General features: G+C 34.7%; 21 protein-coding genes and 1 tRNA gene. 10 read left to right on the top strand and 12 right to left on the bottom strand.

Annotated features, from left to right (window positions below):
* Positions 1 to 192 precede the first annotated feature (192 nt).
* Together IIF7_RS19770 and IIF7_RS19765 are read right to left on the bottom strand one after the other, a co-directional pair.
* Positions 193 to 1,413 carry a site-specific integrase gene (locus IIF7_RS19770; RefSeq protein ID WP_084843414.1) on the bottom strand — a complete coding sequence of 407 codons (1,221 nt, stop codon included), beginning with the start codon at positions 1,411 to 1,413 and terminating at the stop codon, positions 193 to 195.
* A gap of 226 nt (positions 1,414 to 1,639) precedes the next feature.
* A tRNA-Arg gene (locus IIF7_RS19765) sits at positions 1,640 to 1,713 on the bottom strand.
* Between the two features lie 223 nt (positions 1,714 to 1,936).
* On the opposite strand from IIF7_RS19765, the gene IIF7_RS19760 reads away from it, so the two are divergent.
* On the top strand, positions 1,937 to 2,911 hold the full coding sequence (locus tag IIF7_RS19760) for a type I phosphomannose isomerase catalytic subunit (protein WP_084843413.1): 975 nt from the start codon (positions 1,937 to 1,939) through the stop codon (positions 2,909 to 2,911).
* A gap of 55 nt (positions 2,912 to 2,966) precedes the next feature.
* On the opposite strand, the gene IIF7_RS19755 is transcribed toward IIF7_RS19760, so the two are convergent.
* The 3 genes from IIF7_RS19755 to IIF7_RS19745 all read right to left on the bottom strand — a co-directional run bounded on the left by IIF7_RS19755 (position 2,967) and on the right by IIF7_RS19745 (position 4,499).
* Entirely contained in the window at positions 2,967 to 3,542 is a 576-nt protein-coding gene (locus IIF7_RS19755; RefSeq protein WP_084843412.1) for a hypothetical protein, read from the bottom strand.
* A 147-nt stretch (positions 3,543 to 3,689) separates the two neighbouring features.
* The gene (locus tag IIF7_RS19750; protein ID WP_084843411.1) at positions 3,690 to 4,076 is read right to left on the bottom strand and encodes a cytochrome c oxidase assembly factor Coa1 family protein; all 387 of its coding nucleotides are present in this window, start codon (positions 4,074 to 4,076) and stop codon (positions 3,690 to 3,692) included.
* Positions 4,077 to 4,499 carry a hypothetical protein gene (locus IIF7_RS19745; RefSeq protein WP_084843410.1) on the bottom strand — a complete coding sequence of 141 codons (423 nt, stop codon included), beginning with the start codon at positions 4,497 to 4,499 and terminating at the stop codon, positions 4,077 to 4,079. It abuts the gene before it with no gap.
* Positions 4,500 to 4,614: 115 nt separating this feature from the next.
* On the opposite strand from IIF7_RS19745, the gene IIF7_RS19740 reads away from it, so the two are divergent.
* Both IIF7_RS19740 and IIF7_RS19735 read left to right on the top strand, forming a co-directional pair.
* A complete protein-coding gene (locus IIF7_RS19740; RefSeq protein ID WP_084843409.1) occupies positions 4,615 to 4,974 on the top strand; it encodes a nuclear transport factor 2 family protein in 360 nt (119 codons plus the stop codon).
* Positions 4,975 to 5,041: 67 nt separating this feature from the next.
* Positions 5,042 to 5,683 (top strand): DinB family protein, encoded by a 642-nt coding sequence (locus tag IIF7_RS19735; protein ID WP_084843408.1) that lies wholly within the window; start codon positions 5,042 to 5,044, stop codon positions 5,681 to 5,683.
* 71 nt (positions 5,684 to 5,754) lie between these two features.
* On the opposite strand, the gene IIF7_RS19730 is transcribed toward IIF7_RS19735, so the two are convergent.
* The 4 genes from IIF7_RS19730 to IIF7_RS19715 are packed head-to-tail and all read right to left on the bottom strand — an operon-like array spanning position 5,755 to position 9,090.
* The gene (locus IIF7_RS19730) at positions 5,755 to 6,285 is read right to left on the bottom strand and encodes a GNAT family N-acetyltransferase (protein WP_084843417.1); all 531 of its coding nucleotides are present in this window, start codon (positions 6,283 to 6,285) and stop codon (positions 5,755 to 5,757) included.
* 51 nt (positions 6,286 to 6,336) lie between these two features.
* Positions 6,337 to 7,035, bottom strand: a complete 699-nt coding sequence (locus IIF7_RS19725) for a carbon-nitrogen hydrolase family protein (protein ID WP_084843407.1) — start codon at positions 7,033 to 7,035, stop codon at positions 6,337 to 6,339.
* On the bottom strand, positions 7,035 to 8,246 hold the full coding sequence (locus tag IIF7_RS19720) for a DUF418 domain-containing protein (RefSeq protein WP_084843416.1): 1,212 nt from the start codon (positions 8,244 to 8,246) through the stop codon (positions 7,035 to 7,037). The genes IIF7_RS19725 and IIF7_RS19720 overlap by 1 nt, the downstream gene beginning before the upstream one ends.
* A 4-nt stretch (positions 8,247 to 8,250) precedes the next feature.
* Positions 8,251 to 9,090: a metallophosphoesterase gene (locus IIF7_RS19715; RefSeq protein ID WP_084843406.1), complete on the bottom strand. Its 840-nt coding sequence runs from the start codon at positions 9,088 to 9,090 to the stop codon at positions 8,251 to 8,253.
* 438 nt (positions 9,091 to 9,528) lie between these two features.
* Between IIF7_RS19715 and IIF7_RS19710 the strand changes: the two genes are divergently transcribed.
* Positions 9,529 to 11,844, top strand: coding sequence for a glycoside hydrolase family 3 protein (locus IIF7_RS19710; RefSeq protein ID WP_084843405.1), 2,316 nt, complete (start codon positions 9,529 to 9,531; stop codon positions 11,842 to 11,844).
* A 121-nt stretch (positions 11,845 to 11,965) separates the two neighbouring features.
* Here IIF7_RS19710 and IIF7_RS19705 read toward each other — a convergent pair whose 3' ends face one another.
* Together IIF7_RS19705 and IIF7_RS20995 are read right to left on the bottom strand one after the other, a co-directional pair.
* Positions 11,966 to 13,450 (bottom strand): TlpA family protein disulfide reductase, encoded by a 1,485-nt coding sequence (locus tag IIF7_RS19705; RefSeq protein ID WP_084843404.1) that lies wholly within the window; start codon positions 13,448 to 13,450, stop codon positions 11,966 to 11,968.
* Positions 13,451 to 13,514: 64 nt separating this feature from the next.
* Positions 13,515 to 13,859 (bottom strand): zinc ribbon domain-containing protein, encoded by a 345-nt coding sequence (locus IIF7_RS20995; RefSeq protein ID WP_217806697.1) that lies wholly within the window; start codon positions 13,857 to 13,859, stop codon positions 13,515 to 13,517.
* A gap of 257 nt (positions 13,860 to 14,116) precedes the next feature.
* Here IIF7_RS20995 and IIF7_RS19695 point away from each other — a divergent pair, with 257 nt between their 5' ends.
* Genes IIF7_RS19695 through IIF7_RS19685 form a run of 3 tightly spaced genes read left to right on the top strand, consistent with a single transcriptional unit; the run spans position 14,117 to position 16,077 of the window.
* Positions 14,117 to 14,710 (top strand): YceI family protein, encoded by a 594-nt coding sequence (locus IIF7_RS19695; protein ID WP_084843403.1) that lies wholly within the window; start codon positions 14,117 to 14,119, stop codon positions 14,708 to 14,710.
* On the top strand, positions 14,707 to 15,600 hold the full coding sequence (locus IIF7_RS19690) for a DUF5777 family beta-barrel protein (protein WP_084843402.1): 894 nt from the start codon (positions 14,707 to 14,709) through the stop codon (positions 15,598 to 15,600). Before IIF7_RS19695 ends, IIF7_RS19690 begins: the two co-directional genes overlap by 4 nt.
* Before the next feature lie 12 nt (positions 15,601 to 15,612).
* Positions 15,613 to 16,077: a QcrA and Rieske domain-containing protein gene (locus IIF7_RS19685; protein ID WP_084843401.1), complete on the top strand. Its 465-nt coding sequence runs from the start codon at positions 15,613 to 15,615 to the stop codon at positions 16,075 to 16,077.
* A 51-nt stretch (positions 16,078 to 16,128) separates the two neighbouring features.
* Here IIF7_RS19685 and IIF7_RS19680 read toward each other — a convergent pair whose 3' ends face one another.
* Complete coding sequence (locus tag IIF7_RS19680) at positions 16,129 to 17,160, bottom strand: alpha/beta hydrolase family protein (RefSeq protein ID WP_084843400.1); 1,032 nt, start codon at positions 17,158 to 17,160, stop codon at positions 16,129 to 16,131.
* Between the two features lie 225 nt (positions 17,161 to 17,385).
* On the opposite strand from IIF7_RS19680, the gene IIF7_RS19675 reads away from it, so the two are divergent.
* The 3 genes from IIF7_RS19675 to IIF7_RS19665 all read left to right on the top strand — a co-directional run bounded on the left by IIF7_RS19675 (position 17,386) and on the right by IIF7_RS19665 (position 23,673).
* Complete coding sequence (locus IIF7_RS19675) at positions 17,386 to 19,059, top strand: M1 family metallopeptidase (protein ID WP_084843399.1); 1,674 nt, start codon at positions 17,386 to 17,388, stop codon at positions 19,057 to 19,059.
* A gap of 73 nt (positions 19,060 to 19,132) precedes the next feature.
* On the top strand, positions 19,133 to 20,521 hold the full coding sequence (locus IIF7_RS19670) for an aminopeptidase P family protein (RefSeq protein WP_084843398.1): 1,389 nt from the start codon (positions 19,133 to 19,135) through the stop codon (positions 20,519 to 20,521).
* A gap of 68 nt (positions 20,522 to 20,589) precedes the next feature.
* The gene (locus tag IIF7_RS19665; protein WP_084843397.1) at positions 20,590 to 23,673 is read left to right on the top strand and encodes a glycoside hydrolase family 2 TIM barrel-domain containing protein; all 3,084 of its coding nucleotides are present in this window, start codon (positions 20,590 to 20,592) and stop codon (positions 23,671 to 23,673) included.
* Positions 23,674 to 24,160: the final 487 nt, after the last annotated feature.

Genomic DNA, 24,160 nt, shown 5'->3' with positions numbered 1-24,160 from the left:
AATTTCCGGATATCAACACTTTTCCTAGTTCTTTAAAAAAAAATGTTATTTGATATTCTATTAAGAATTCTTAATGCATAGAAAAAATGTATTATAGTATACAAAATATATCAAATCACCCTCAAGAATTACAAAACTTATATTCCCTGATCAAATTTTGATTGATCACTAATAACAAACTTAACCTGTTGGTCAATTAAGTTTGCTTTTCAAAATTTCCATATCTTTTGCTACTTTTTTTTGTAAAACGCGTGCATATATTTGGGTTGTTGCTAATTTTGTATGTCCAAGTAATTTTGATACTGTTTCGATTGGCACTCCATTGTTTAAGGTTATTGTAGTAGCAAAAGTATGCCTTGCAACATGAAAGGTCAGTTTTTTGGAGATTCCACAAATGTGAGCTATCTCTTTGAGATATGCATTTGTTTTTTGATTACTAATTTCCGGAAATAGACGTTGTTCTTTTAATGTTCTGGGATGCCATTGATATTTACTTACCAAATCTAATGCTTTAGGTAATAGCGGAATCTTTAATTCTTCATTGGTCTTTATTCTTTTGGTGAAAATCCATATCTGCTGATTTTCATCAGAACTTAAGTGTGATCGTTTTAATAGCATTAAATCTGAAAAAGATAGACCTGTATAGCATGAAAAAATAAAGATATCCTTTATAATGCTCAAACGATCTAATTTAGGTTGATAGTCTTCGAGTTGTCGCAATTCCACTTGATTTAAAAATTCTCTTGTTTTTTTTTCAATCCTAGTTTTAAACCGTTTAAAGGGATCTTTTTCGATCCATTCCATTTTATGAGCTAGATTGATCATTTTACGTAGGCGCTGAATATGTTTCATAGCGGTGTTATTACTCATCGGCTTTTGATGATCTCTGGGCTGGTAACTTCGGAGGAAGTGTTCAAAGCTTACTATAAAATTATAGTTCAATTGATCCAAATAGATATCAGAAGTAGTATATTTCTTCTTAATAAAGCGTCTGATAAAATTTTGAGAAGTTTTATAATGTCTCATGGTTGCTTTATGAAGCAGGTGTTGCATTTCTTCATTGTGATATGCAATGATATCAGCCATGGAATAGCGTTTTACATCTTGCCCTAGATATTTGCGCTTTAAAATGATCGCTGATATCGGTTTTTCCTGATAATATAATTCTTGATAACAGTCATTAATTTTTGACCTGAAATTTTCTAGATATGTGTTTAGCTTCATGGCATTAGGACAATTTCCTTTAATTTTTCTATGCTTTTTGTCCCAATAAATGTCATTGATACTCAGTTGAAGACTCAGGTTTGCACGTTCTCCATTTACCGTAATTCTGGCGTAAATAGGGGTAAGTTCGTTTTTGATTCTAGCATGGTTAAGCCATATACTTACCGAATAGTTGACCGGGTAGTTCATAATTTCGTCTTAAAATGTTAAACATTAAGGACGAAAGTCAAATCGTAAAAGACTAATATACAGAATTATAAATTCAATAGGTCAACACTTTATGAAAAAAAACTGTTGACCGAATTGTTGACCTAATCAGGTCATTTTATTTACATTCGTATGATATCAAAAAAAAGCCAAAAAGTTGTAAATCATATGATTAGCAACAATTTGGCTTTAAATATAGGTTAAAAAGTGATCGAGACAGGATTCGAACCTGTGACCGTCTGCTTAGAAGGCAGATGCTCTATCCAGCTGAGCTACTCGACCATTTTTGCGGTTGCAAATATAATCTCTTTTTGTTTTAAAACAAGGCTTTTTTTAAGAAAAATCAGTTTTTATTCTCAAGCATTTTTTTAATTCCTGATAAGCAACAGTTTAGTGTTAAAAAAAAGTTTTAAAATTTTATAGGGAGCATAAGCCATACGATACCTGCTGTCTTAAAGTTTTTACTTATTTTTAACCTCAATTTTAATCCTAACAATTCATTAAAATGCTTAATTACCCAATCAAGTTTACACCTATCCTAAAAGAAAAAATTTGGGGTGGCGAAAAATTAGTAAGTCTGCTTAATAAAGAGTCAGATGCAAAGAACCTTGGTGAAAGCTGGGAAATCTCTGGTGTTAAAGGAGATATCTCTGTTGTAGAAAATGGCGCGCTTAAAGGCAAAACATTAAACGAACTTCTAGAAGAATATAAAGGAAAGTTTTTAGGGGAAAAGATTTATGCAGATTTTGGAGCAGAGTTCCCTTTACTTATTAAATATATCGATGCAAAAACAGCACTTTCTGTACAGTTGCATCCACACGATGATCTTGCTAAAGAGCGTCATAATAGTTTTGGGAAAACCGAAATGTGGTTTATTATGCAGGCCGATACCAATGCTGATATCAATGTAGGCTTTAAAGAAACTATAACCAAAGAAGATTATATAAAGCATCTTGAAGAAGGTAAAATTACTGAAGTTCTTAATTTCGAGCCAGTAAAAAAAGGAGATAGCTTTTTTATAAATACCGGGAAAGTTCATGCAATTGGAGCCGGAGTTTTGTTAGCTGAAATTCAGCAGACTTCAGATATTACCTATAGAATTTATGATTGGGATCGTGTAGACGATCAGGGGAATTCTAGGGAATTACATACCGCATTGGCGATTGATGCCATAGATTTCGAAAAGAAAGACGATTTTAAAATGGAGTATGATAAAACTCCAAATCAATCTTCTAATATTGCCGACTGTGAATATTTCACCACAAATTATTTACCGGTAAAGGGAAGCATTACCAAAGATTATTCTGCCGTAGATAGTTTTATTATTTACATGGCAGTGAGCGGTAAAGCAACTATTAGTGTAGATGGAAATTCAGAAGAAATAGAGCAGGGGCAAACCTTGTTAATTCCTGCTGAAAATACTGAGGTTCAAATAAGTTCAGACGATTGCGAATTATTAGAAGTTTCAGTAAGTAGATAAAACTTCGTATAACATATTATTGAAGAAGCCAGTTTAAATGCTGGCTTTTCATTTTTTATGGTAACATCCAATATTTGATTCCACCCCAATATTTTTTATAGCTTTCTCGAAATGTTTTGAATTCCGATGATTTTGCTAATCCATTATTTTTTGCATACTGATTGTATTCTTTTTCCGAGTCAAAAAATACGATTTGATCTTTTGACAAATCCCAACTAAAAAACGGTTCAGGTCTGTCAACTGGACTTATTTCCGTTTTTCCGGTCAAAAAGTTGTCAGATTTTTTAAAGCTATGAACCATCATTGCTCCATAAGGATAATTTTTAGGTTCGATATATGAATCCGTTCCGTTTATTTCTCCTATTTCTTTAAATTTCCCAATAGGTATTCTTGCGCTATCTCCTAAACCGTGATTTCCCCAATAAGTAAAAGAGTAAATAAAAAGACCAATTGAAATAAATAATCCGAATACAAACCAATATTTTTTCTTCTTCTTTTTTACTCTCTCAAGGTATTCAGTCGATTTGAAACTACGTATAGTCATCATTATTCCGATTAAAAGCGCAGAATATATCGAGGCAAGAATTCCGATTTTTATTAATTGAAATATAAAATGAAAAAGTACTTCCATCAGTTTATTTACATTCGGTTTTTAGCTTGCACACAACAAAGTATACAAATACTGCGAGCCTTATCTCGAAATTAAAAATTTGTTTAGAATGAATGCTTTTTTGGCTGGCCGCGAGGTAGTTTAGTTTTGTTACGATTGAATGAGCGCTTATTTTAAGTCTAGTTGCACAGCGTCTTTTTGGCGCAAAGTGATATGATCGTATTCCCAAACATCAGCTTTACGATGAGCTTTAACATCCATTACTCCGTTTTCTTTAGTACCTTCAAATTTAAAACTTAGCGCAACTTCGCTATGATCTTCATTGTAATTTACATCGCCGTTTAAAAGGGAAAGGTTGTCTTTAAGACTTATTTTTCCGAAGTAATCCAAAACCTTTTTATCCTTATTGGCAAAATCTATGGCGTCCTTATGTAGTTTTTCATCTGCATAAACTTCAGCAAAATTAGAGATATGGGCTCCAAGATTTGTAGTTGTAAATACTAACACCAAAAGACCGCTAATAATACCTAAACTTATGATTAGCCATTTTCTCATTTAATTATTTTTTGTTCTGTTCGCTTCAAAAAGTGCTCTAACTTCGGGTTTCTGAATTTCAATAATTGTTAAAACACCAAGCACGATTCCTAAAATGCCGGTTAAACAATTTATTACGGCAACTACAATGATAAACGTGGCATTTCTACGTTCGCCAATATATTTAGCAGCTAAAAAAGTAAGTACCGCCATAATAATAGCGAATAGGATAAAAATACTTCCAAAAACAACCATGATGGTACTCATTAAATTAAAAGGAGTATGGGTAGAAACACCCGTCATTGTTGGCGATGGAATAAAAATCCCCAATAGAACATAAAACAATCCAAATAAACTAATACACAAGTTTAGAACGCCTTTTATAATAAATAAGATTCTATAGGTGCCTAAATTTCTTCCTGGCTCGACTTTTGTTGCTTCCATTTTATGGATTGATGCTTATTAAGGCAATTTACTAATTCTTCTTATAAATCAGGTTATTACCTCAAGAAGTATTTTCGTAAATTATGGTGTTTAAATTTTTTACAGCTCACTTAAAATGGAAAATAAGAAAGAACAATTTTTAATTAATTTTAATAAAGCATTTGCCCGGGGTGATTATCAATTTTTATTAGATTGGGTTACAGAAGATTTTCAGTGGATAATGATTGGAAAAAAAGAGATTAAGGGGAAAGACCAGTTCGCAGAAGCACTTAAAGAAATGAAAGATTACGAAACCAGCGAACTTGAGTTTGTAGATGTGATTACCCACGGAAAAAAAGGATGCGTAAACGGAAATATGAAAGTTAAAAGTCCTAATGGGGTTTCACTCAGTTTTTCGTTTTGTGATGTGTACGAGTTTAGCAGCTTTAAAAATCCAAAAATTCTAAGGATGACTTCTTATGTTGTGGATCGCTAAATTTTTTCTGCTGAAATAAATACTAATACTTAAAAAACTACGATTAATATAAATAACTACTACTACTATGAAAAAAGTGATTATTCCGGTATGTGCTTTAATCGCCATGTCTTTTACCGCTATTCCAAAAGCTGAAGTTTCTAATGAAACAAAACCTGAAGTATCCGTAAAAGAAACGCTTAAAGTAGATTTAAAGGAGTATTTTAAAAAAACCAGAGAAACGCTTGAGGATCATATCGAAGGCCTATCAGAAAAGCAAATGAGTTTTAAACCGGCAGCAAATTCATGGTCGGTTAGCCAATGTTTAGAGCATATTATTAAAACTGAACAAATGTTGTTTGGAATGACCAAAACGGCCCTGGAAGGCGAACCAAATCCTGAGCGTAAAGCTGAAGTTAAAATGAGTGATGAAGATCTTATCGCAGGAATAACCGATAGATCCAGCAAAGCGCAGGCCAGCGAATCTTTAATGCCAAACGGAACTTATGAGTCTCCTGAAATGGCTTTAGAAGCTTTTGACGATCAACGTGATGATATTATGGATTTTATAAGCGATCAAAAAGAAGAAGATTTAAGAAGTTATATTTCAGACTCTCCTTTTGGTGCGGTAGATGCATATCAATCGCTACTTTTTATTGCAGGTCACACTGCCAGACACACGCTACAGATCGAAGAAGTGATGCAAGACGCTAATTTCCCAAAAGAATAAATACTAATATTCGATAAAATCGAGTAATATTTTATACAAAAGCCATTCAAATAATTAGTTGAGTGGCTTTTTTATATATGAAACTCTTCAGGATAAACCACAATCCCACAAATATGTTTGGCGGCATTAGGTTCTAGTTCTTTTAGCATAAAATTCTTTTTAGGAACTTCAAAAGGAGCCTGGATATCAAAATTTATAGCAGGTTCGTATTCAAATCTTGGGTAATATTCTTCGTGCCCTAAAACCACTACCAGCTTGTAATTAAGCTCTTTGGCTTTTTGGTGTACGCTTTTTAAAAGTTTAGAACCAATACCTTTAGACTGATATTCTGGTAAAACCGCAACGGGAGCCAATGCCAGTGCGGGGAATTTATTTTTATCGTTTTGGATGGTAATTTCACTAAGTAAAACATAACCAACAAGCTGTTTATCAACTTCAGCAACCATAGAAAGTTCAGGAATAAAAGCATAGGATTTTCGCAGTCGGTCTACAAGAAACTGCTCCTGGTGATCACTATTAGATTCATTTAAAAATGCAGCTTTAATAAGCTTAAAGACGTCTTCGTGATCTTCGGGTTTTTCCTGCCTTATTTTTACTTCCATTGGTTCTAAAAAATAAAGAAGCAATGTAAGTAAATAAAATGCATCTCGCCACTATTCGGCATTAATTATCAAAAGAGATTCTTCGGTATTTAATTGCGCAATCTTTTTTGCTGAAGCATTAAATCCAAAACTATTTCCGCAGCAATTCATACCGTCTGCCAAGCCTGTATTATTGACAAGCAGCGTTGTGATTTTATAGTTTTCTGAAATAAACTGAAGGCGATTTTGGGCATTTTTCATCCCTTTTTTATGCTTTGCCACACTGGCGATAAAAAGATCTGGTTTTTCTGAATTGAGGTTTTCTAAATGTTCATCTACAGAAACTTCATAGCAAATGGCCAGTTTTACTTTTTTCTGCTGAAATTGGATAATTGAAGCATTCTTTTTTGGCTGAAAAAACTGAACTTCATCTTCGTGTAAATACTGTTTACAGTAAAAAAGAAGCTCGCTTTTTGGTTTAAAAATCGCCATCGCAATATGCAGCTGATCTTCTAGCTTTAAAGGCAATCCCAAAGCAATATTTATATTGTATGTAGTGCTATACTTTTTAAAAATATCGAGTTTTGGATCATTTTCTTCAAAGGCAAGGTCTTTGGCTAAACCTGGTTCGTAATTAGTTAAAGAGAGTTCTGGGAAAACAATAAGTTTTGCTTCTGCTTTGGCCGCTTTTGTAATAAAATCGAGGTGTTTTTTAATATTCGCTTCAACATTTCCCGATTCAGATTTTAGTTGTGCCAATGCGATTTTCATTATGACCTTTCTTTTTTGATGCTGAACAATTTTCCATAGCTAAGACAACGCCAACACCACTCCAGAGGACCGAATTTAAAATATTGAAGCCAGATTTCGCTTAAAATCACCTGAAAAATAAAAATGCCTATCGCCGTAAAGAAACACTGTGCTAAACTCAGTTTTTGATACAGTGAAAAGCCTATTCCATTAAAAATAATAACTCCTATTATACTTTGAAGAATGTAATTACTAAGTGCCATTTTTCCAACCGATTGGAACGCGCTTAAAACTCCGGTTAATTTTCCTGTAAACCATAACCAGGCAATAAGCCAGATATAAAACACTCCAAAAAATGTATCGCTAATCACCATTAATTTGAACCAAATGGGATTAAAAAAATCGTCCCTGTACATATCGAAATTCGGTAAAATAAAGAGAAAAATTAAACGGTACATATTGGTAATAATCGCTAGCCAGATAAAAGTTTTTTTACTTTTAAAAATAAAGTTTTCAAGATTTAAAAGCTGGCCAGATCGCACAAAAGCAGCGCCATATAGCATCATTGAAAAGGCAATTGGCGCTAAAGCAATTAGTAAAACTGGTAAATTCGAGAAATATTCTAAGATGCGAAAGTTTAAAGCTTCAGTATAAGTACCATTTCTAAGTATTTCAGTAACAGCATTAAAATCATAATTAGCCAAAACTTTTTCAGGAGAGAAATTAATCCAGGAAAAAATATATTCAGCAATTAAATCATAAAATGGGAATAGTAGAAAGTAAGTGGCTAAAATTAGTAAACATCGTTTGCGCAACCTGTACAAATAACAAATAAAAACCCCTAAAATCGCATAAAGATGGATCACATCACCGCCCCAAACTAACAAAATATGAAGTATGCCAATAATCCATAAAAACAGCATACGTTTAAGCATAAAAATGATATTCTTTTTCTTTAATTTGAGTTTTTCGAGCTGCATAGCAATGCCTAATCCAAACAAAAAAGAGAATATGGGGAAGAATTTGTTATAGAAAAACAGCTGTGAAATTCTTAGAATTACCGTATCAAAAGGCCCAGAGGATTGTTCAGAAAACACATCTTGGTTCATAAATACAACATTCATAATTTCTATGTTAACCACAAAAATCCCTAGCACCGCAAAACCTCTCCAAATATCAAGAATCTGGATACGATGATTTGGTTTTACAGGGCTTAGGCCTGGTGTTTTCATTGGTTTATGCTGGTTGTAATTCAAAAATGGTAATTTCTGGTCTCACATTAAAGCGCATTTGGCGCAAACAGCCTAATGCACGATTAATATAAAGTGTCCTGCCATCATAAAGATCGATAATGCCAGCATCGTAGCGCTTATTTTCTACAGGCAAAATAGGAGCTCTTAAAAATGGCGGTTTGCATTGTCCACCATGAGTATGGCCGCTAAGAATCCAACCTTTATAATTATTCCAAACATTTAGATCGCAAACATCTGGATTGTGACATAAGGCGATATTCGCTATTTCTGGATCATATTTTTTGGTGGCATTTTCAGGATAAAAATTAATACCCCAATAATCATCGATGCCCAAAAAGTTTAAACCTTCGATTTGCTGAGATTGATTCCGAAGAATTTTAATGTTTCGTGATGCTAATTGATCTATGATATTTTGCGCTACATGTTCTTCTTTGTAACCAATACCGTAATCGTGATTTCCTAAAATACCTACACTGCCTAATTTTCCGGTAGGGAAGTGCGGAATAACTTCAGCTAGTTGTTCCAGATTCTTTGGTTCATGATAAGTTACAAAATCACCGGTATAGACTACAAAATCTGGATTTAATTGCTGTGCTTCTATAAATGAATCGATAATGTACTGGTAATCGAAAAAGTCGCCAATATGCACATCGCTAATTTGCATTAAAGTTTTACCTATTAAATGTTTAGGAATATTTTTAACAGGCATTTTATGCTTTACAAACTCCAGCCAAAAAGGTTCAATACCATAGACATAAATACCTGGAATTGCTGCAATTCCGCCTAAAATAGCTAATCTTTTTAAAAACTTTTTTCGGTTCATTAAAAATAAATTACTCGCAATATGCTAAATATCGATATTAGAATGAATGCTTTTTTGGTAAAACCTGTTGGAACAAAAAACTTTCTAACTAAATAACTACTTTAAATTGCCTTCGGTCATTTAATGTTGATAATTCAGTAAATATAAACAAATGAAGTAATTATATGCTTTTTTCATTCTTTTTCAGCATTTCGAGGTTCTATTTTTATTAAATCCAGTTTATTATAAAACTATTGGCAATTACTGATTTAGAATCTTATAATACTTAAGTATATAATACTATTCATCGTTTTTAATTACGATATTATCGAAATTAAAATCAAAATTTTATTAAATATTAAAAATTAGTTGCAAAGTTCATTTTTTAGATTTATCATTGCTTCATAGTTAAACATTTAGTTTTTATTTTTGAAACTAACATGCAAAATAACAAGTGATATGAAAAAATATATTCCTAATTTTTTAAAACTTTCGGTTTGCCTGCTGGCCTTGCAAGCTACCGCACAAACAAATATGGATTATATTTCAAATAATGACGGACCAAAACTTGGATATAGCAAAGAATCTGGAGTTAAGATCTTAAAAGTTGATGGGCATTTTTTTAAAGACCTTAATCAAAACGGAAAATTAGATCCCTACGAAGATTGGAGACTTCCGGTAGAAGAGCGGGCAAAAGATCTGGCTTCTAAAATGTCTGTAGAACAAATTGCAGGTTTAATGTTGTATAGTCAGCATCAATCTATTCCTGCTGGGGAAGTTGGTTTTGGCGCGGGGACCTACAATGACAAACCTTTTTCTGAAAGCGGAGCAGTGGCTTCAGCAATTTCAGATCAGCAAAAGAAATTTTTAAAAGAAGACGATCTTCGTCACGTTTTATTAACTGCTGTAAAATCTCCTGAAGTTGCCGCAAAATGGAATAATAACGTCCAAGCTTATGTAGAAGGCTTAGGGCTGGGAATTCCTGCAAATAATAGTTCAGATCCTAGAAATACTGCTACAGTAACTTCAGAATTTAATGCCGGGGCAGGAGGGACAATTTCTTTATGGCCAGATGGTTTAGCAATGGGCGCAACTTTCGACCCAGCATTGGTAAAGCAATTTGGAGAAATGGCCGCTAAAGAATATCGTGCTTTAGGAATTACTACAGCACTTTCACCACAAATAGATTTAGGAACCGAGCCTCGCTGGTACCGCATCGCTTATGTTTTTAGTGAATCTCCAGAATTGGTAAAAGCAATGGGTAAAGCCTATGTTGAAGGTTTCCAGACCTCTGGTAAAGAAGCCGAGATCAATGATGGTTGGGGGTACGAAAGCGTGAATGCGATGGTGAAACACTGGCCTGGTGGCGGTCCTGAAGAAGGTGGTCGAGATGGACACTGGGCGATGGGAAAATTTGCAGTTTATCCTGGTGATAACTTTAAAGATCACATCAAACCATTTACAGAAGGTGCATTTAAATTAGATGGCGGAACCAAAAAAGCTGCGGCTGTAATGCCTTATTATACGATTAGTTTTGATCGTGATGATATTTACAATGAAAATGTGGGTAATGGTTTTAGTAAATATATAATTACTGAACTGCTTCGCGATAAATATGGTTATGATGGTGTGGTGTGTACCGATTGGCTAATCACTGCCGATGAAGGTGAAACGCCGGGAACTTTTGCCGGAAAACCCTGGGGAACTGAAGCAATGAGTGTTGCTGAAAGACATTATAAAGTCCTAATGGCTGGTGTAGATCAGTTTGGTGGTAATAATGAAAAAGGTCCTGTTTTAGAAGCTTACCAAATGGGTGTTAAAGAATTTGGAGAAGACTTTATGCGTGCACGTTTCGAGCGTTCTGCAGTGCGATTGTTGAAAAACATCTTTAGAACCGGATTATTTGAAAATCCTTATCTGGATACTGAAAAAACCAAAGAAATAGTTGGTAATGCTGAATTTATGAAAGTAGGTTACGAAGCACAGGTGAAATCTGTGGTAATGCTTAAAAATAAAGAAGCAGCTTTACCAATCAAGGAAAAGAAAACCGTTTATATCCCGAAGATTTATACACCGGTTTCAACCGACTGGTGGGGAATTCCTACTCCGGCGAAATTCGAATATCCGGTAGATCTGGAATTGATCAAGAAATATTACAAGGTAACCGATAATGCTGCTGAAGCAGATTTTGCGATGGTTTTTGTTAGAAATCCGCAGTCTAAAGAAGCGGGTTACAGTGAAACAGATCGTAAAAGTGGAGGAAATGGATACGTACCAATTTCTCTTCAATATGAAACTTATACTGCTGCAACGGCTAGAGAACATAGTATCGCTGCCGGAGATCCTGTGATCGATCCTGAAATTAAAGATCGCTCTTTTAAAGCGAAATCTTCAACGGCTTCGAATATTATGGATTTAAGAACAATTGAAGATACTAAAATGTTGATGGGTGATAAACCAGTGATCGTTTCGGTAACGGCAGATAAACCAATGATTTTTGCTGAATTTGAAAATCTAGTTGACGGGATTGTACTCAATTTCGGAGTTTCAACGCAGGCAATAATGGATATTGTTTCAGGAAAAGCTGAGCCTTCAGGATTACTGCCATTGCAAATGCCGGCGAATATGGAAACGGTTGAAGCACAACAAGAAGATGTGCCTTTCGACATGATCCCTTACCAGGATTCAGAAGGAAATGCGTATGATTTCGGTTTCGGTTTAGATTGGAGCGGAGTAATAAAGGATAAAAGAACAGAGCGATTCAAAAAAGAATAACCTGAAAAAATATAAAGATTTAAGCTATCCCAAAATAACTTAGAGAACGAAAGAGCCCTGAAATTCAATTTTCAGGGTTTTTTTATTGGCACCGCCAAAGGCTATAATACTCCGAAGTCCTTTACTTTAAAAATGTCAAATTATTAACCTGATGATTTTCTGCGTATTCTTCTAGCTCTTTAAAATTTGCATTTAATAAAGCAATCTTTCCATTTGCATCTATTACGATATAACAAGGAATTGCAGAAATATTATAATTAACCGCAAAATCGCTTTTAAAAGCTTTCTCTCCTGCATATAATTTTAAACCTTCTAATTGATGCTTTTCGAGTCCGTTTTTCCATAATTCTGCTTCCTTGTCTATAGAAACCGTCAAAAATTCAAAGTTTTTATTATTTTTATACTTTTCGGCTAATGCATTCCACTTAGGGAAAGAAGCAATACAGGGAGCGCACCAACTTGCCCAAACATCAATAATAATCGTTTTATTAGACATTTCAGAAAGAGTGTAGATGTTACCTTTTTCATCTGTTAAACTGAAATCTGAAGCTCTTTTTCCAACAGCTACTTTAGAGAAAATTTCAACTAAATCATCTAAGTTTTTATCTAATATCGAAACATAATCTTTAGAATACTCACTTTTTTCTAGCTCATCTATTTTGTTTCTAAAGGCTTCAACATCAATCTCTGCATTAGAAATCTTAGCATCTCTAATTATAGTATTTAAGAAAATAGTTTTTTCTATAGCATTGGTTTCAGCATCAATAAACCATTTATCTATTATTGGAAAGCCATTATTAAGTAAGAAATCGTAGGTTATTTTTGTATCTGGGTTGGTTAGCATGATATCCTTTTTAATAAACGCGTAGATAAACCTGTTGTAATATTCGCTTTCAAATAAAATAGGATTTGAAAAATTTATATGTTCTGAATAGGTTATTGGTTTATCTGAAAGCGAATCACCATAAATATCAAGCCATTTAATAAACTCAGGAGACGCTGTATTTACTTTATCATATAAATTTACATATATAAGCTTGTTTCTTTCTAGCTCAACAAAATCTTTTTGATTTTCAAGATCAGCGTCTTTAAAATAATCATCTAAAAACTGTAATCTCAGTTGCGTTATGGAATCTTGAATTAAGAAAAAATCTTTGCTATCGAGTTTCATGAGACCTGAATATTTTTCATCGAAATCATAATATATTTTATACCAATATTTAGTTTGATCTAATTGATATTCGATAAATTTTCCCTGTTTTCCTTCAACAATTATAGAATCAGGTTTTTGCAGATCTAATTTTATAGAAATAGGTTGATTTATATATTTGGAAAATGCTAAAGTAAATTGGTCATCATCTTTAAATTTTAAAATTGAATTTGCATTCGCGAGAAGTTCTTTGTCTAAGCTAATCTTTTCTCCAGACGGTATTTTGATGGAATCTAATTTGGAGTTTAGAGATAAATCTGATGTATACTGCAACAATAGCGCAAAATTTTCAGCGTAATTTGAAACTTCCAGATTTATCGTTTTTGTTTCATTTTTGTTCGATTGACAGCTGGATAAAGCAAATAATAGTAGGAAGAAAAAATAAAAATTTTTCATTCTGAAATTTGATGGTTTTGGATAGATTTTTCTTTGAAACTCTGTGCTGCTTACTTACAAATCCTTATTTATAAGGATCGCCGCTGGCTGCAGTAATAATGCAGATTAGGTGTAGAATAAGTCCCGGGAAAATAAATAAAAAGTAACCTATAGTAACGAATATTAGCCATAAAATTCCTGCAGCTACTTCACCTTTATAAATATGCCCAACGCCAGGAAAAAATACACTAAGTAAAATGGCCAAACCTGCATTCCATTTTGGGTAATTATTAATAACGGTTACAGGTGCCTGAGCCTGTTGTGAAGAATAGTTTTGGCTGCCATCAAAACGCTCACCACAATGCCAGCATTTTATCGCTTCAGATTTAATGGTTTCTGCACAATAGGGACATTTCTTGGTTTGATCCATAATTTCTTGATTGATTGTAAGACGCAAATTGATCTTATTTGTTACACAAGATAAAGATTTTAATAACTGATGCCTAATCGATTTATTGGTATTATTTAATCTTGAAATATAATTTTTATATTCTTAGAAATAAATGGTTTTATTTGATGAAATATCATTTAAAACTGAAAAAATTAATCTTTTTTAAAACCTTGATCTTGTTTATTGCGTATATAATAATAATCGAATAATCAAACTCGATATTTGAAATATACAGCATGATTTTTAAAAACAGATATCACATAGGAATTTTAAGAATCTCATTTCTGCTAAAGATTTTTTGTGCTTGTATTATTCTGAACGCTTCCCAAAGTAAAGCACAGTTCTTACAATCAAAATCGGGGAATATCACATTTTTTTCAGAAGCACCTATAGAGAATATCGAAGCAAGCTCAAATTCGGTTATAGCCCTTATAAATTCTGAAAACGGAGAAATAGCCATCAAAGTTTTTTTGCGATCCTTTGAGTTTGAAAAAGCACTAATGCAAGAACACTTCAACGAAAACTATGTTGAAAGTGACAAATATCCCAGCGCCAATTTTAAAGGTGAGATTGTAGATTTTAAAGGTCTTTCTAAACTTCAGAAAAAAGAATTCAGCATAAAAGGTTTTTTGGATTTGCATGGCGTAAAAAAGGAAAGAACGGTAATCGCAAAGCTAGTCGAACTAAATAATGGGAATCTTCAATTGCAATCTAACTTTAAAATAGCATGTAAAGATCACGATATAAAAATTCCAAAGATTCTATGGAAAAATATTGCTGAAGAAATAGAAGTAAGTCTTGTAATCCCTCTAAAACCAAAAGAATTATGAAAAAAATTACTTTCTGCATTGTACTATTTCAGTTAAGTCTTTTCGCCCAGGATATGGACGAAATGATGAATCAGTTTTCCGAAGGGAATGATTTTGAAGTTGAAGCGACCTACAAAAGTACCTGGCTGGTATTATCGCAAACTAATGAAACGCAAAACGCTAAAGATCTTAATTTTTGGATCGCACATCGCTTTGGTGATATTGGGGGCGAGTTTGGTGGGTCTAGCACACTTTACGGTTTAGATGTTGCCACAGATCTTTATATAGGTTTCGATTACGGAATTACAGATCATTTAACTGTTGGGATTGGTCGTAGTAAATACAATGAAACTTATAACGGATTAATAAAATACAAGCTTTTAAGGCAAAGCGATAAAATGCCAGTTTCGGTGACACTCTTCGATCAATTAGCATGGATCACACGAGAAGAATTCTCGAACAATGAATTTAACCAGGAAAGTGACCGAATCTCTAATTTCTTTCAGGCAGTGATCACCAGAAAGTTTTCTCCGGGATTATCCTTAATGCTTAGTCCAGGGCTATTAATGCGTCCAGATGCTCAGCTTCTTTCTGCTGAAGATCAAAACAATCTTTTCGCTTTAAGCATGGGAGGCCGACTCAAACTTTTCAAAAGGATTTCCCTACTGGTAGATTATACCTTGGTTGAAGGTTTAGGACGAGAAGCCAACGAAGAGCTTTATAATCCTTTAGGAATAGGCATCGAGTTTGAAACCGGCGGGCATGTGTTTAGCCTAAACTTTCAGAACTCCCAATATATCATAGCTAATAATTTTATTCCTAATACCTCTAAAAGCTGGACAGATGGCGGAGTAAGATTTGGATTTGCTATCTCTAGAAATTTCTCTCTTGGTAAGAAAAAGAATAACTAAAAATCTAAAATTATGAAACGTAAGCAATTTATTTTTAGAGTAGGGCAGGGTGTATTATTTACCTGTGCAGGTGCATGTGTTTTGGCTTCATGTAGCAGCGGTGACGACGGAATGGAAAATATAAATAATGGCGGAGATAATGGAGGCAATCCTGGTGGTGGTGATACTGTTTCCATTTCTTTAAATGATATTCCAGAAATTGGGGATCAAAAATCACAAAGCGGAATTCTATTTATTAGAATAGGAAACGGCAATGATCCTTCAGATTTTGTAGCGACTGAGGCAGTATGTCCTCATCAGGGTGGGCAATTAGTTTACGTAGCGGGCGAGGGATATATCGAATGTCAATTACATTTTGCCAGATACGAAAATGATGGTGATACCATTAGAGGGCCACAAGGAAGCAGCGGAAATACGCGCGACCTTGTTATTTACGATCTTGATGTAGATGGAACAACGCTGGTAGCGACCAAATAAAAGATAAGTAGTACGCTCAGGCATTAAGTAAGATATCCTTACATTATAGACTTATAATCGATCATCAAACCATTTGGTCATAAGCTTCTGTAATTCTTGTTTCTTGTCTGAGAAACTATGATCTGTATCAAATTCTTTTAGCTGAAAATCATAATCGATATTAGATAATTTCTGAGCAATTTTTTTAGCCTGGTTAGGATTTACCTGTTCGTCTCTGGTTCCGCATAAAATCAAAAGACTGGCATTTTTATCTAATTCTTCAGGCCAATAATAAACGGAGCGTTTCTTTAATTCTGAAGTTTTATTTTCTTCATAATTAGGGATCAATTTTGCGCAAACTCTGCTTTCCATTTCAGGACGTTCTTCGATTAATGGAAAAAGATCTGAAGGTCCGTTTCCAACAATAGCAGTTTTGATGTCTTTAGAATGTTTAAGCGCTAAGTAAGTCATCATCCCTCCTCGTGACCAACCAATCATGCCAATTCTATTGGCATCGGCTTTTTCAATCTTCTTAACTGTTTGGGTTAAATAAAGAACATCGTTAATGTCTTTTCCGCCAAATTCATCATTTTCCCTGTAGCAGCTGGCGACTAAAACATAACCTTCTTTCACTAAATTCGAAAATTGAAGAAGCGGATAAAAACCTTTGCTTTGTGAAGAAACGCCTTCCTCTTTGTTTCCACCTCTGTTTACTATAATTACGGGAAACTTTCCTTTCTTTTTAGGTTCAGCAATAAAACCGTTTATTAATAAGGAATCACTTTTATAAACGATTTGGTAGAAATTCACTTCTTTTAGAAAGTCAAATTCCTTCAGCAATTTATCGTCTTTCGAAACTCGTTCCCAAATGGGAGGAATTTCTGAAATCTCGAATTGCTTTTTCGATAAGATATCTCCATTGTCTAGATTTTTAGCTTCTTCATAATCAGCTGCACTAAAGCTAGTGTCGAAAGCCGTATTAGATAATCCTATTTCAAATTGATACTTTTTGTAAAGCGTACCGCCAAATTTAAAAGCGAAAAATAAAAAGACGATGATAAATAAGGTTCCTAGTACTAAGAAGATACGTTTGAAGATTTTCATGATGATCGATGGTTTATATAAATAAGACGGGGAGGTCTTCAAATTGTTACAAACACTGGCTAATTGCAGCTACAAAATGATTTTAAAAGCCAATAAGTATTTAGTCTCAGTTTAGTTGTTCTTTTATTTTAACTTTAACTTATACTATATTAACCATAAATACTGTTTTCGTTGGTTATTGCACAAATATTTTACAACTTTACGCTAAACTCTCTGCTTATACTTATGAATAGAAAATTATATTTCCTGATTTTATTGATTTTTACGGCACTTTCTTTAAAAGCTCAGGAAACCCAATTTACTCATGCCGATACTCTTAGAGGAAGTATAACTCCTGAAAGAGCCTGGTGGGATGTGATGCGCTACGATATTTCAGTAACACCAGATTTTGATAAAAAATATACTTCAGGATTTAACAATATCACCTATAAAGTGGTAGAGGCCAATCATCCAGATGTAATGCAGATCGATCTTCAGCAACCATTGGTGATCGATAGTATTATTCAGGACAAAAAACAATCCTTGAGTTTTAGTAGAGAAGGTGATGTGTACTTTGTAAAAACAGAGCCTCAAAACATCAATTCTGAACATGAAGTAAAAATATATTTTAGCGGAAAACCTCACGAAGCCATTCGTGCACCATGGGATGGCGGTTGGACGTTTACTAAAGATGAAAAAGGAAGACCGTGGATGACGGTGACCTGCCAGGGACTTGGTGCTTCTATCTGGTATCCTAATAAAGATCACCAAAGTGACGAGCCAGATCGCGGAGCCTCTTTAGCAATGAGAGTTCCAAAAGAATTAATGGCGGTGGCAAACGGCCGAATGTTAGATAAAACTGAACATAAAGACGGAACAATTTCTTACAAATGGGGCGTAGAAAATCCTATTAGTAATTATACAATTATACCTTATATAGGACATTATAAAAATTTCTCTGAAGTTTACACCGGTATAAAGGGTGATTTAGATCTTGATTATTGGGTGTTGGATTACAATTTAGAGAAAGCTAAAGATTATATGCCGCCAGAAGTTCATAATCTTTTAGATGCTTTTGAATATTGGTTTGGGCCTTATCCATTTTATGAAGATGGCTACAAATTGGTGGAGACAGAGCATACCGGGATGGAACATCAATCTAATGTTTCTTACGGAAACTGGTACGCCGGTGGATATCGTGGTAGAGATGGATCTGGAACCGGTCTTGGATTAACCTGGGATTTTATCATTATTCACGAGAGTGGGCACGAGTGGTTTGGAAATAACATCACCACTAACGATCTGGCCGATATGTATATTCACGAGAGTTTTACGAATTACAGTGAAACCTTATTCCTGGATTATGTTTATGGTGAAGAAGCTGCCAATGATTATAACTACGGAATTAGAAGTGGTATCCAAAACAAAGCACCGGTAATTCCCGCTTATGGTGTAAACGCTCAAGGAAGTGGCGATATGTATCCAAAAGGTGGAAATATGCTGCATAGCATTCGTCATAGCATGGACGATGATAAATTGTTCAAGAATATTCTAACCGGTTTAAATATGACTTTTCATAATAAAACGGTAGATGGTTCAGAGATTCAGGAATATATTTCAGATAAAGCGGGATACGATTATTCGAAGGTTTTCGAGCAATATTTAACCACCACTAAAATTCCGAAACTTCAGTTGTACATCGATGCACCAAACAGCAAGATGTTTTATAAATATACCAATGTTGTTGATGGTTTCAATTTACCATTGGTGCTAAAAGGCAGCGAAGAAAAAATAAAGATCATCCCTTCAGCAGAATGGCAAAGTGTAGATATTCAGCATAAAAATCAGTATTTATTTACACCCTGGAGGATAGAGCATATGTATTATATTGATGTAGAATTACTTAAAAACAAAGATTAAATATTTAGAGGTTTGCCTCCAAAAATACCTAATGGTTTTGCCTAAGGTTGTTCACTAAAAAATGGAAGAATAGATGTTTTCAAAAGAAACTTATGTAGCGCGAAGAGAGAGCTTAAAGAAAAAAATGGGATCCGGACTCTTAATTTTCCCAGGAAATAAGGAAACCGGAATGAATTACAAAGATAACTGGTATCCGTTTAGACAGGATAGTACTTTTTTATATTACTTCGGAATTAACCTTCCAGATCTTTATGTACTTATCGATTTAGATAATGATAAAGAGATCATTTTTGGAGACGATCTAACTCCTGAAGATTTTGTGTGGGTTGGTGCCGTAGAACCTTTATCAACTTATGCTGAAAAATGTGGTGTTGCTGAAGTGCAGCCAATGGCGAAGTTGGAAGCCTATATTAAAAATGCGCAGCAAAAAGGCCAAAATTTACACTATCTACCACCCTACAGAAATAAAGTAACGATTGAAATTAGTAATCTTACCGGGATTCTTGTAAATGAAGTTGATGCCAATAAATCTGAAGCTTTTACGAAAGCTGTTATCGCACAACGTTCCATAAAATCTCCTGAAGAAATTGCAGAAATTCATAAAGCGGTAAATATTACGGCTGCTATGCATCGCCATGCTATAAAATGGACGAAGCACGGCGTTACTGAAAAACAGATCGCAGGAGAACTACAAGCAATCGCCGTTGCCGGTGGTGGGAATATTTCTTTCCCAATAATTCTAACCAAAAATGGCCAATATCTGCATAATCATGCTACACAAGCTGTGGTTGAAAATGGAGATATCGTGCTATGTGATTGTGGTGCAGAAACGGCTATGAATTATGCCGGAGATATGACGCGTACTTTTCCGGTAACCGAGAGATTTACAGATATTCAACGTGAAATTTATTCGATCGTTCTAGAGGCTCACGAATCTTCATCTGCCGCATTAAAACCGGGTTATCGTTTTAAAGATGCACATTTACTGGCCTGTAGCCGAATTGTAGAAGGCCTAAAAGGTCTTGGTTTAATGAAAGGTGATACTCAGGATGCTGTAAATGCCGGTGCACATACTTTGTTTTTCCAATGTGGTTTAGGTCACTTTATGGGAATGGATGTGCACGATATGGAAAACTTTGGTGAACAGTTAGTCGGTTATAACGATGATCTTAAAAAGAGTACTGAGTTTGGTTTAAAATCGCTTCGATTAGGAAAAGAACTGGAAGAAGGAAATGTGCTTACTGTTGAACCGGGGATTTATTTTAATCCGTTTTTGATCGACTCCTGGAAAGCGCAGGGCAAATACACCGATTTTGTGAATTACGACGAAGTCGAAAAATTTAAAACTTTTGGCGGGATGCGCGTTGAAGAAGACTTTTTGATCACCGCAAACGGTAAAGAATTACTGGGCGATCCTTTAGCCAAAACCATAGAAGAAATAGAAGAACTTAAAAACTCCTAATAACATAAAAAACTGAAAATGCTATGAACCACTTTCTCTCCTTTAAATTTCTCCACTATTTTAGCCTTTTGTTCATAGCATTTTCTTTTTCATTACAAGCCCAGGAAAATCCCGAATGGCAGCGATTGGATGTACTATCTGTAAATACAGAAGATCCCCGTGCTAATTTTCATATTTATGATGCTGAAGCTGACGCGCTAACCGGAGAATATAAAAAATCTGGAAACTATAAAAGTTTAAACGGAAGCTGGAAATTTCATTTTGCTGAAGTTCCTGAAGAAAGGCCGGTAGATTTTTATAAAAACGATTTTGATGTAAAAGATTGGGATAATATAGAAGTTCCCGGCGATTGGCAAATGCAGGGATATGATTTTCCGCTATATGTTTCTGCAGGGTTTACTTTTAAAATTAATCCGCCTTTTGTAGATACTACCTACAATCCGGTTGGATCGTATAAAAGAACTTTCGATTTACCTAAATCGAAATTCGATAAAAATGAAGACTATTTTTTACATTTTGGAGCCGTAAACAGTGCTTTCTATGTTTGGATTAATGGTGAGAAAGTAGGTTACAAAGAAGGAACCAAAACACCATCTGAATTTAAGATTACTCAGTATTTAAAACCGGGAGAAAATAGCATCGCGGTAGAAGTGTATCGTTGGTCTTCTGCAAGTTATTTAGAAGATCAGGATTTTTGGCGATTAAGCGGAATCGAGCGTGATGTGTATATCTATAAAACACCTAAATCTAGAATTAAAGACTTTTTTGTGACTCCGGGATTGGATGAAAACTACGATAAAGGAATTCTTGATGGATACGCTGTAATTGCTTCGGAAAAGAAAAAACTTCAGTTAGATCTTAGAATTTGGGATGGAGAGAAGATCATTTCAGAAATAAGCAAACCAATTGCTGAAGCTAAAAATGATACGCTAAACTTTCAAATTTCAGATTTAGATATTAAACACTGGTCGGCCGAAACACCAAACCTTTATTCTTTAAGTTTAAGCCTGAATGACGGCGATAAAACACTGATGGCTACTTCAGCAAAAATAGGTTTTAGAACTTCAGAAATTAAAGGCGGTCAACTTTTGGTCAACGGAAAACCAATTCTGCTTAAAGGAGTGAATCGCCATGAACACGATCAAAATTCTGGACATGTGATCTCGCGCGAATCTATGCTTCAGGATATAAAACTTTTTAAAGAATATAATATAAATGCGGTTCGAAATTCACATTATCCGGTAGATCCTTACTGGTATGAGCTGTGTGATGAATACGGAATTTATATGATCGACGAGGCGAATCTAGAAAGTCATGGTTTTGGTTACGACGAAGATAAAACGCCTGCCAATAAACCCGAATTTGAGCAAATGCATCACGATCGTATTGCACGAATGATGCAAACCAATAAAAATCATCCTTCGATCATTATTTGGTCTATGGGAAACGAGGCTGGTGATGGCCCGGCATTTATAGAAAATTATCACTGGTTAAAGAACAACGATCCTAGCCGCCCAGTGCAATATGAGCGTGCGGAACGTGGTGAAAATTTCCAAGAACCGCATACCGATATTATTCCGTGGATGTATGCCAGTGTAGATTATATCAAAAGTAATTATCTGGGCAACTATCCCGATCGCCCGTTTATTTGGTGTGAGTATGCACACGGAATGGGAAATAGTACCGGAGATTTGGTAGATCTTTGGGATTTTGTTTACGAAAATCCACAAATTCAGGGAGGATTTATTTGGGATTGGGTAGACCAGGGATTTGTAAAAACCGATGAAAATGGCGATGATTATTGGACGTACGGTGGTGATTATGGGCCAGACCGATATAGACATGATGCCAATTTTGTAATTAATGGATTGGTAAATCCAGATCGTACGCCACATCCCGCACTTTACGAAGTAAAAGATGTATATCAAAATGTAGATATCAGGCTAAAAAATAGGAATTCTGGCACTTTTACTTTTGAGATTGAAAATCGATTCTTTTTCACCAATTTAAAAGAATACGAAATCTCTTATGAGCTTTTAAAAGACGGCGAGTTTGTTAAGGCTGGTTCGCTGGATGATATCGATTTGTCACCACAGGAAATTTTACTGAAAAAACAGTCATTTAAACTTGAAAAAGGAGCAGAGTACTTTATAAATTTCTATGTGAAAACTACCAAAATTGGTAAAATGCTTCCTAAAGGACATGTGATTGCCAAGAAGCAAATTCAGCTTCAGGAAGGTGGTGTGGTTAAATTACCAATTGCGGCTTCAGGAAAATTAAAGACAAAAAATAAGGGCGAAAATCTTACAATTTCGAATACAGATCTTGAAGTTGTTTTCCACAAGGAAACCGGAATGCTTTCAGCATACAGCTTTAAAGGAAAAGAACTGATTAAAAAAGGACCAAAACCAGATTTTTGGAGAGCACCAACAGATAATGACTTTGGAAATAGCTTTCAGAAACGAGCAAAAGCATGGAAAGAAGCTACAAATAATCCAAAACTGGTAGATTTTTCTTCGGAAAAGGAAGATGGCTATGTTGAAGTGAATACTGATTTTGAATTGGATTCGGTTTCTTCGACTTTAAAAATCACTTACAAAATTTACGAAAATGGAGTTATTGAAGTCGGCAATAATTTTGAATTCAATGGTGATTCAGAAAAAATAACGTCGCTGCCAAGATTTGGGAATGCGATGGTGATTCCGTTAGACTATGATGAAGTAGAATGGTATGGTCGTGGGCCTTACGAGAATTATTGGGATCGTAAAACAGCTGCTTTTGTTGGGATTTATAAATCGAGCGTAGAAGATTTATATGTGCCGTATATCCGTCCGCAGGAAAATGGCTATCGTACCGATAATCGCTGGGTAAAACTTACAGATAACGAAGGAAACGGAATCAAATTCAGCGGAATGCCACTGGTTTCTTTTAGTGCGCTTAGAAACCCAACTTCAGATTTTGATCCCGGAATGCGAAAAGCACAAAAACATACCATCGATATTAAACCAAAAGACGAGATCTATCTAAATATCGATTATAAGCAAATGGGTGTTGGTGGCGATAATAGCTGGGGCGCGAGAACCTGGGAAAAATATCAGCTAAAACCTAAGAATTACAGCTATACTTATTTTATAGAACCGATTAGTGAGTAGTTAGAATTGAGATTTTAGAACGCTTCGCTGTTAGAATTTAGAGAATAGACTAAAGATTTATGTTGAATGCTGAATTTTGAATGTTGAATTTCTTGTGTCATTTCGACGGGAGCGTAGCGGATTGGAGAAATCTCCATTTGAGTATGGAATTATATAAGATTTATACTGAAAGCTGAATTTAGAGGACGTTTTCAAAAATGTAGGATGAGATTCCGTGTCAAGCACGGAATGACGAAACGAAGTCTATAAAAATGATAAAGGTTGAATGTTGAATTTCTTGTGTCATTTCGACGGGAGCGTAGCGGATTGGAGAAATCTCCGTTTGAGTATGAAATTATATAAGATTTATACTGAAAGCTGAATTTAGAGGATTTTTCAAAAATGCTGGATGACATTCCGTGTCAAGCACGGAATGAAGTAAAGGGTTCTAAAAAATGTATTTCATATAAATCCCTCCACCACGCCTGCCTGCCGGTGAGGCAGGGTT

This window comes from Zunongwangia atlantica 22II14-10F7 (genome assembly GCF_002094855.1).
Taxonomy (GTDB): domain Bacteria; phylum Bacteroidota; class Bacteroidia; order Flavobacteriales; family Flavobacteriaceae; genus Zunongwangia; species Zunongwangia atlantica.
This window is presented reverse-complemented; position numbering and strand designations above follow the sequence as displayed.

What these genes read in the sequence shown, in the direction of transcription:
- IIF7_RS19770 (WP_084843414.1), bottom strand. Translation starts at nt 1,413, where the DNA reads ATGAACTACCCGGTCAACTATTCGGTAAGTATATGGCTTAACCATGCT.
- IIF7_RS19760 (WP_084843413.1), top strand. Translation starts at nt 1,937, where the DNA reads ATGCTTAATTACCCAATCAAGTTTACACCTATCCTAAAAGAAAAAATT.
- IIF7_RS19755 (WP_084843412.1), bottom strand. Translation starts at nt 3,542, where the DNA reads ATGGAAGTACTTTTTCATTTTATATTTCAATTAATAAAAATCGGAATT.
- IIF7_RS19750 (WP_084843411.1), bottom strand. Translation starts at nt 4,076, where the DNA reads ATGAGAAAATGGCTAATCATAAGTTTAGGTATTATTAGCGGTCTTTTG.
- IIF7_RS19745 (WP_084843410.1), bottom strand. Translation starts at nt 4,499, where the DNA reads ATGGAAGCAACAAAAGTCGAGCCAGGAAGAAATTTAGGCACCTATAGA.
- IIF7_RS19740 (WP_084843409.1), top strand. Translation starts at nt 4,615, where the DNA reads ATGGAAAATAAGAAAGAACAATTTTTAATTAATTTTAATAAAGCATTT.
- IIF7_RS19735 (WP_084843408.1), top strand. Translation starts at nt 5,042, where the DNA reads ATGAAAAAAGTGATTATTCCGGTATGTGCTTTAATCGCCATGTCTTTT.
- IIF7_RS19730 (WP_084843417.1), bottom strand. Translation starts at nt 6,285, where the DNA reads ATGGAAGTAAAAATAAGGCAGGAAAAACCCGAAGATCACGAAGACGTC.
- IIF7_RS19725 (WP_084843407.1), bottom strand. Translation starts at nt 7,035, where the DNA reads ATGAAAATCGCATTGGCACAACTAAAATCTGAATCGGGAAATGTTGAA.
- IIF7_RS19720 (WP_084843416.1), bottom strand. Translation starts at nt 8,246, where the DNA reads ATGAAAACACCAGGCCTAAGCCCTGTAAAACCAAATCATCGTATCCAG.
- IIF7_RS19715 (WP_084843406.1), bottom strand. Translation starts at nt 9,090, where the DNA reads ATGAACCGAAAAAAGTTTTTAAAAAGATTAGCTATTTTAGGCGGAATT.
- IIF7_RS19710 (WP_084843405.1), top strand. Translation starts at nt 9,529, where the DNA reads ATGAAAAAATATATTCCTAATTTTTTAAAACTTTCGGTTTGCCTGCTG.
- IIF7_RS19705 (WP_084843404.1), bottom strand. Translation starts at nt 13,450, where the DNA reads ATGAAAAATTTTTATTTTTTCTTCCTACTATTATTTGCTTTATCCAGC.
- IIF7_RS20995 (WP_217806697.1), bottom strand. Translation starts at nt 13,859, where the DNA reads ATGGATCAAACCAAGAAATGTCCCTATTGTGCAGAAACCATTAAATCT.
- IIF7_RS19695 (WP_084843403.1), top strand. Translation starts at nt 14,117, where the DNA reads ATGATTTTTAAAAACAGATATCACATAGGAATTTTAAGAATCTCATTT.
- IIF7_RS19690 (WP_084843402.1), top strand. Translation starts at nt 14,707, where the DNA reads ATGAAAAAAATTACTTTCTGCATTGTACTATTTCAGTTAAGTCTTTTC.
- IIF7_RS19685 (WP_084843401.1), top strand. Translation starts at nt 15,613, where the DNA reads ATGAAACGTAAGCAATTTATTTTTAGAGTAGGGCAGGGTGTATTATTT.
- IIF7_RS19680 (WP_084843400.1), bottom strand. Translation starts at nt 17,160, where the DNA reads ATGAAAATCTTCAAACGTATCTTCTTAGTACTAGGAACCTTATTTATC.
- IIF7_RS19675 (WP_084843399.1), top strand. Translation starts at nt 17,386, where the DNA reads ATGAATAGAAAATTATATTTCCTGATTTTATTGATTTTTACGGCACTT.
- IIF7_RS19670 (WP_084843398.1), top strand. Translation starts at nt 19,133, where the DNA reads ATGTTTTCAAAAGAAACTTATGTAGCGCGAAGAGAGAGCTTAAAGAAA.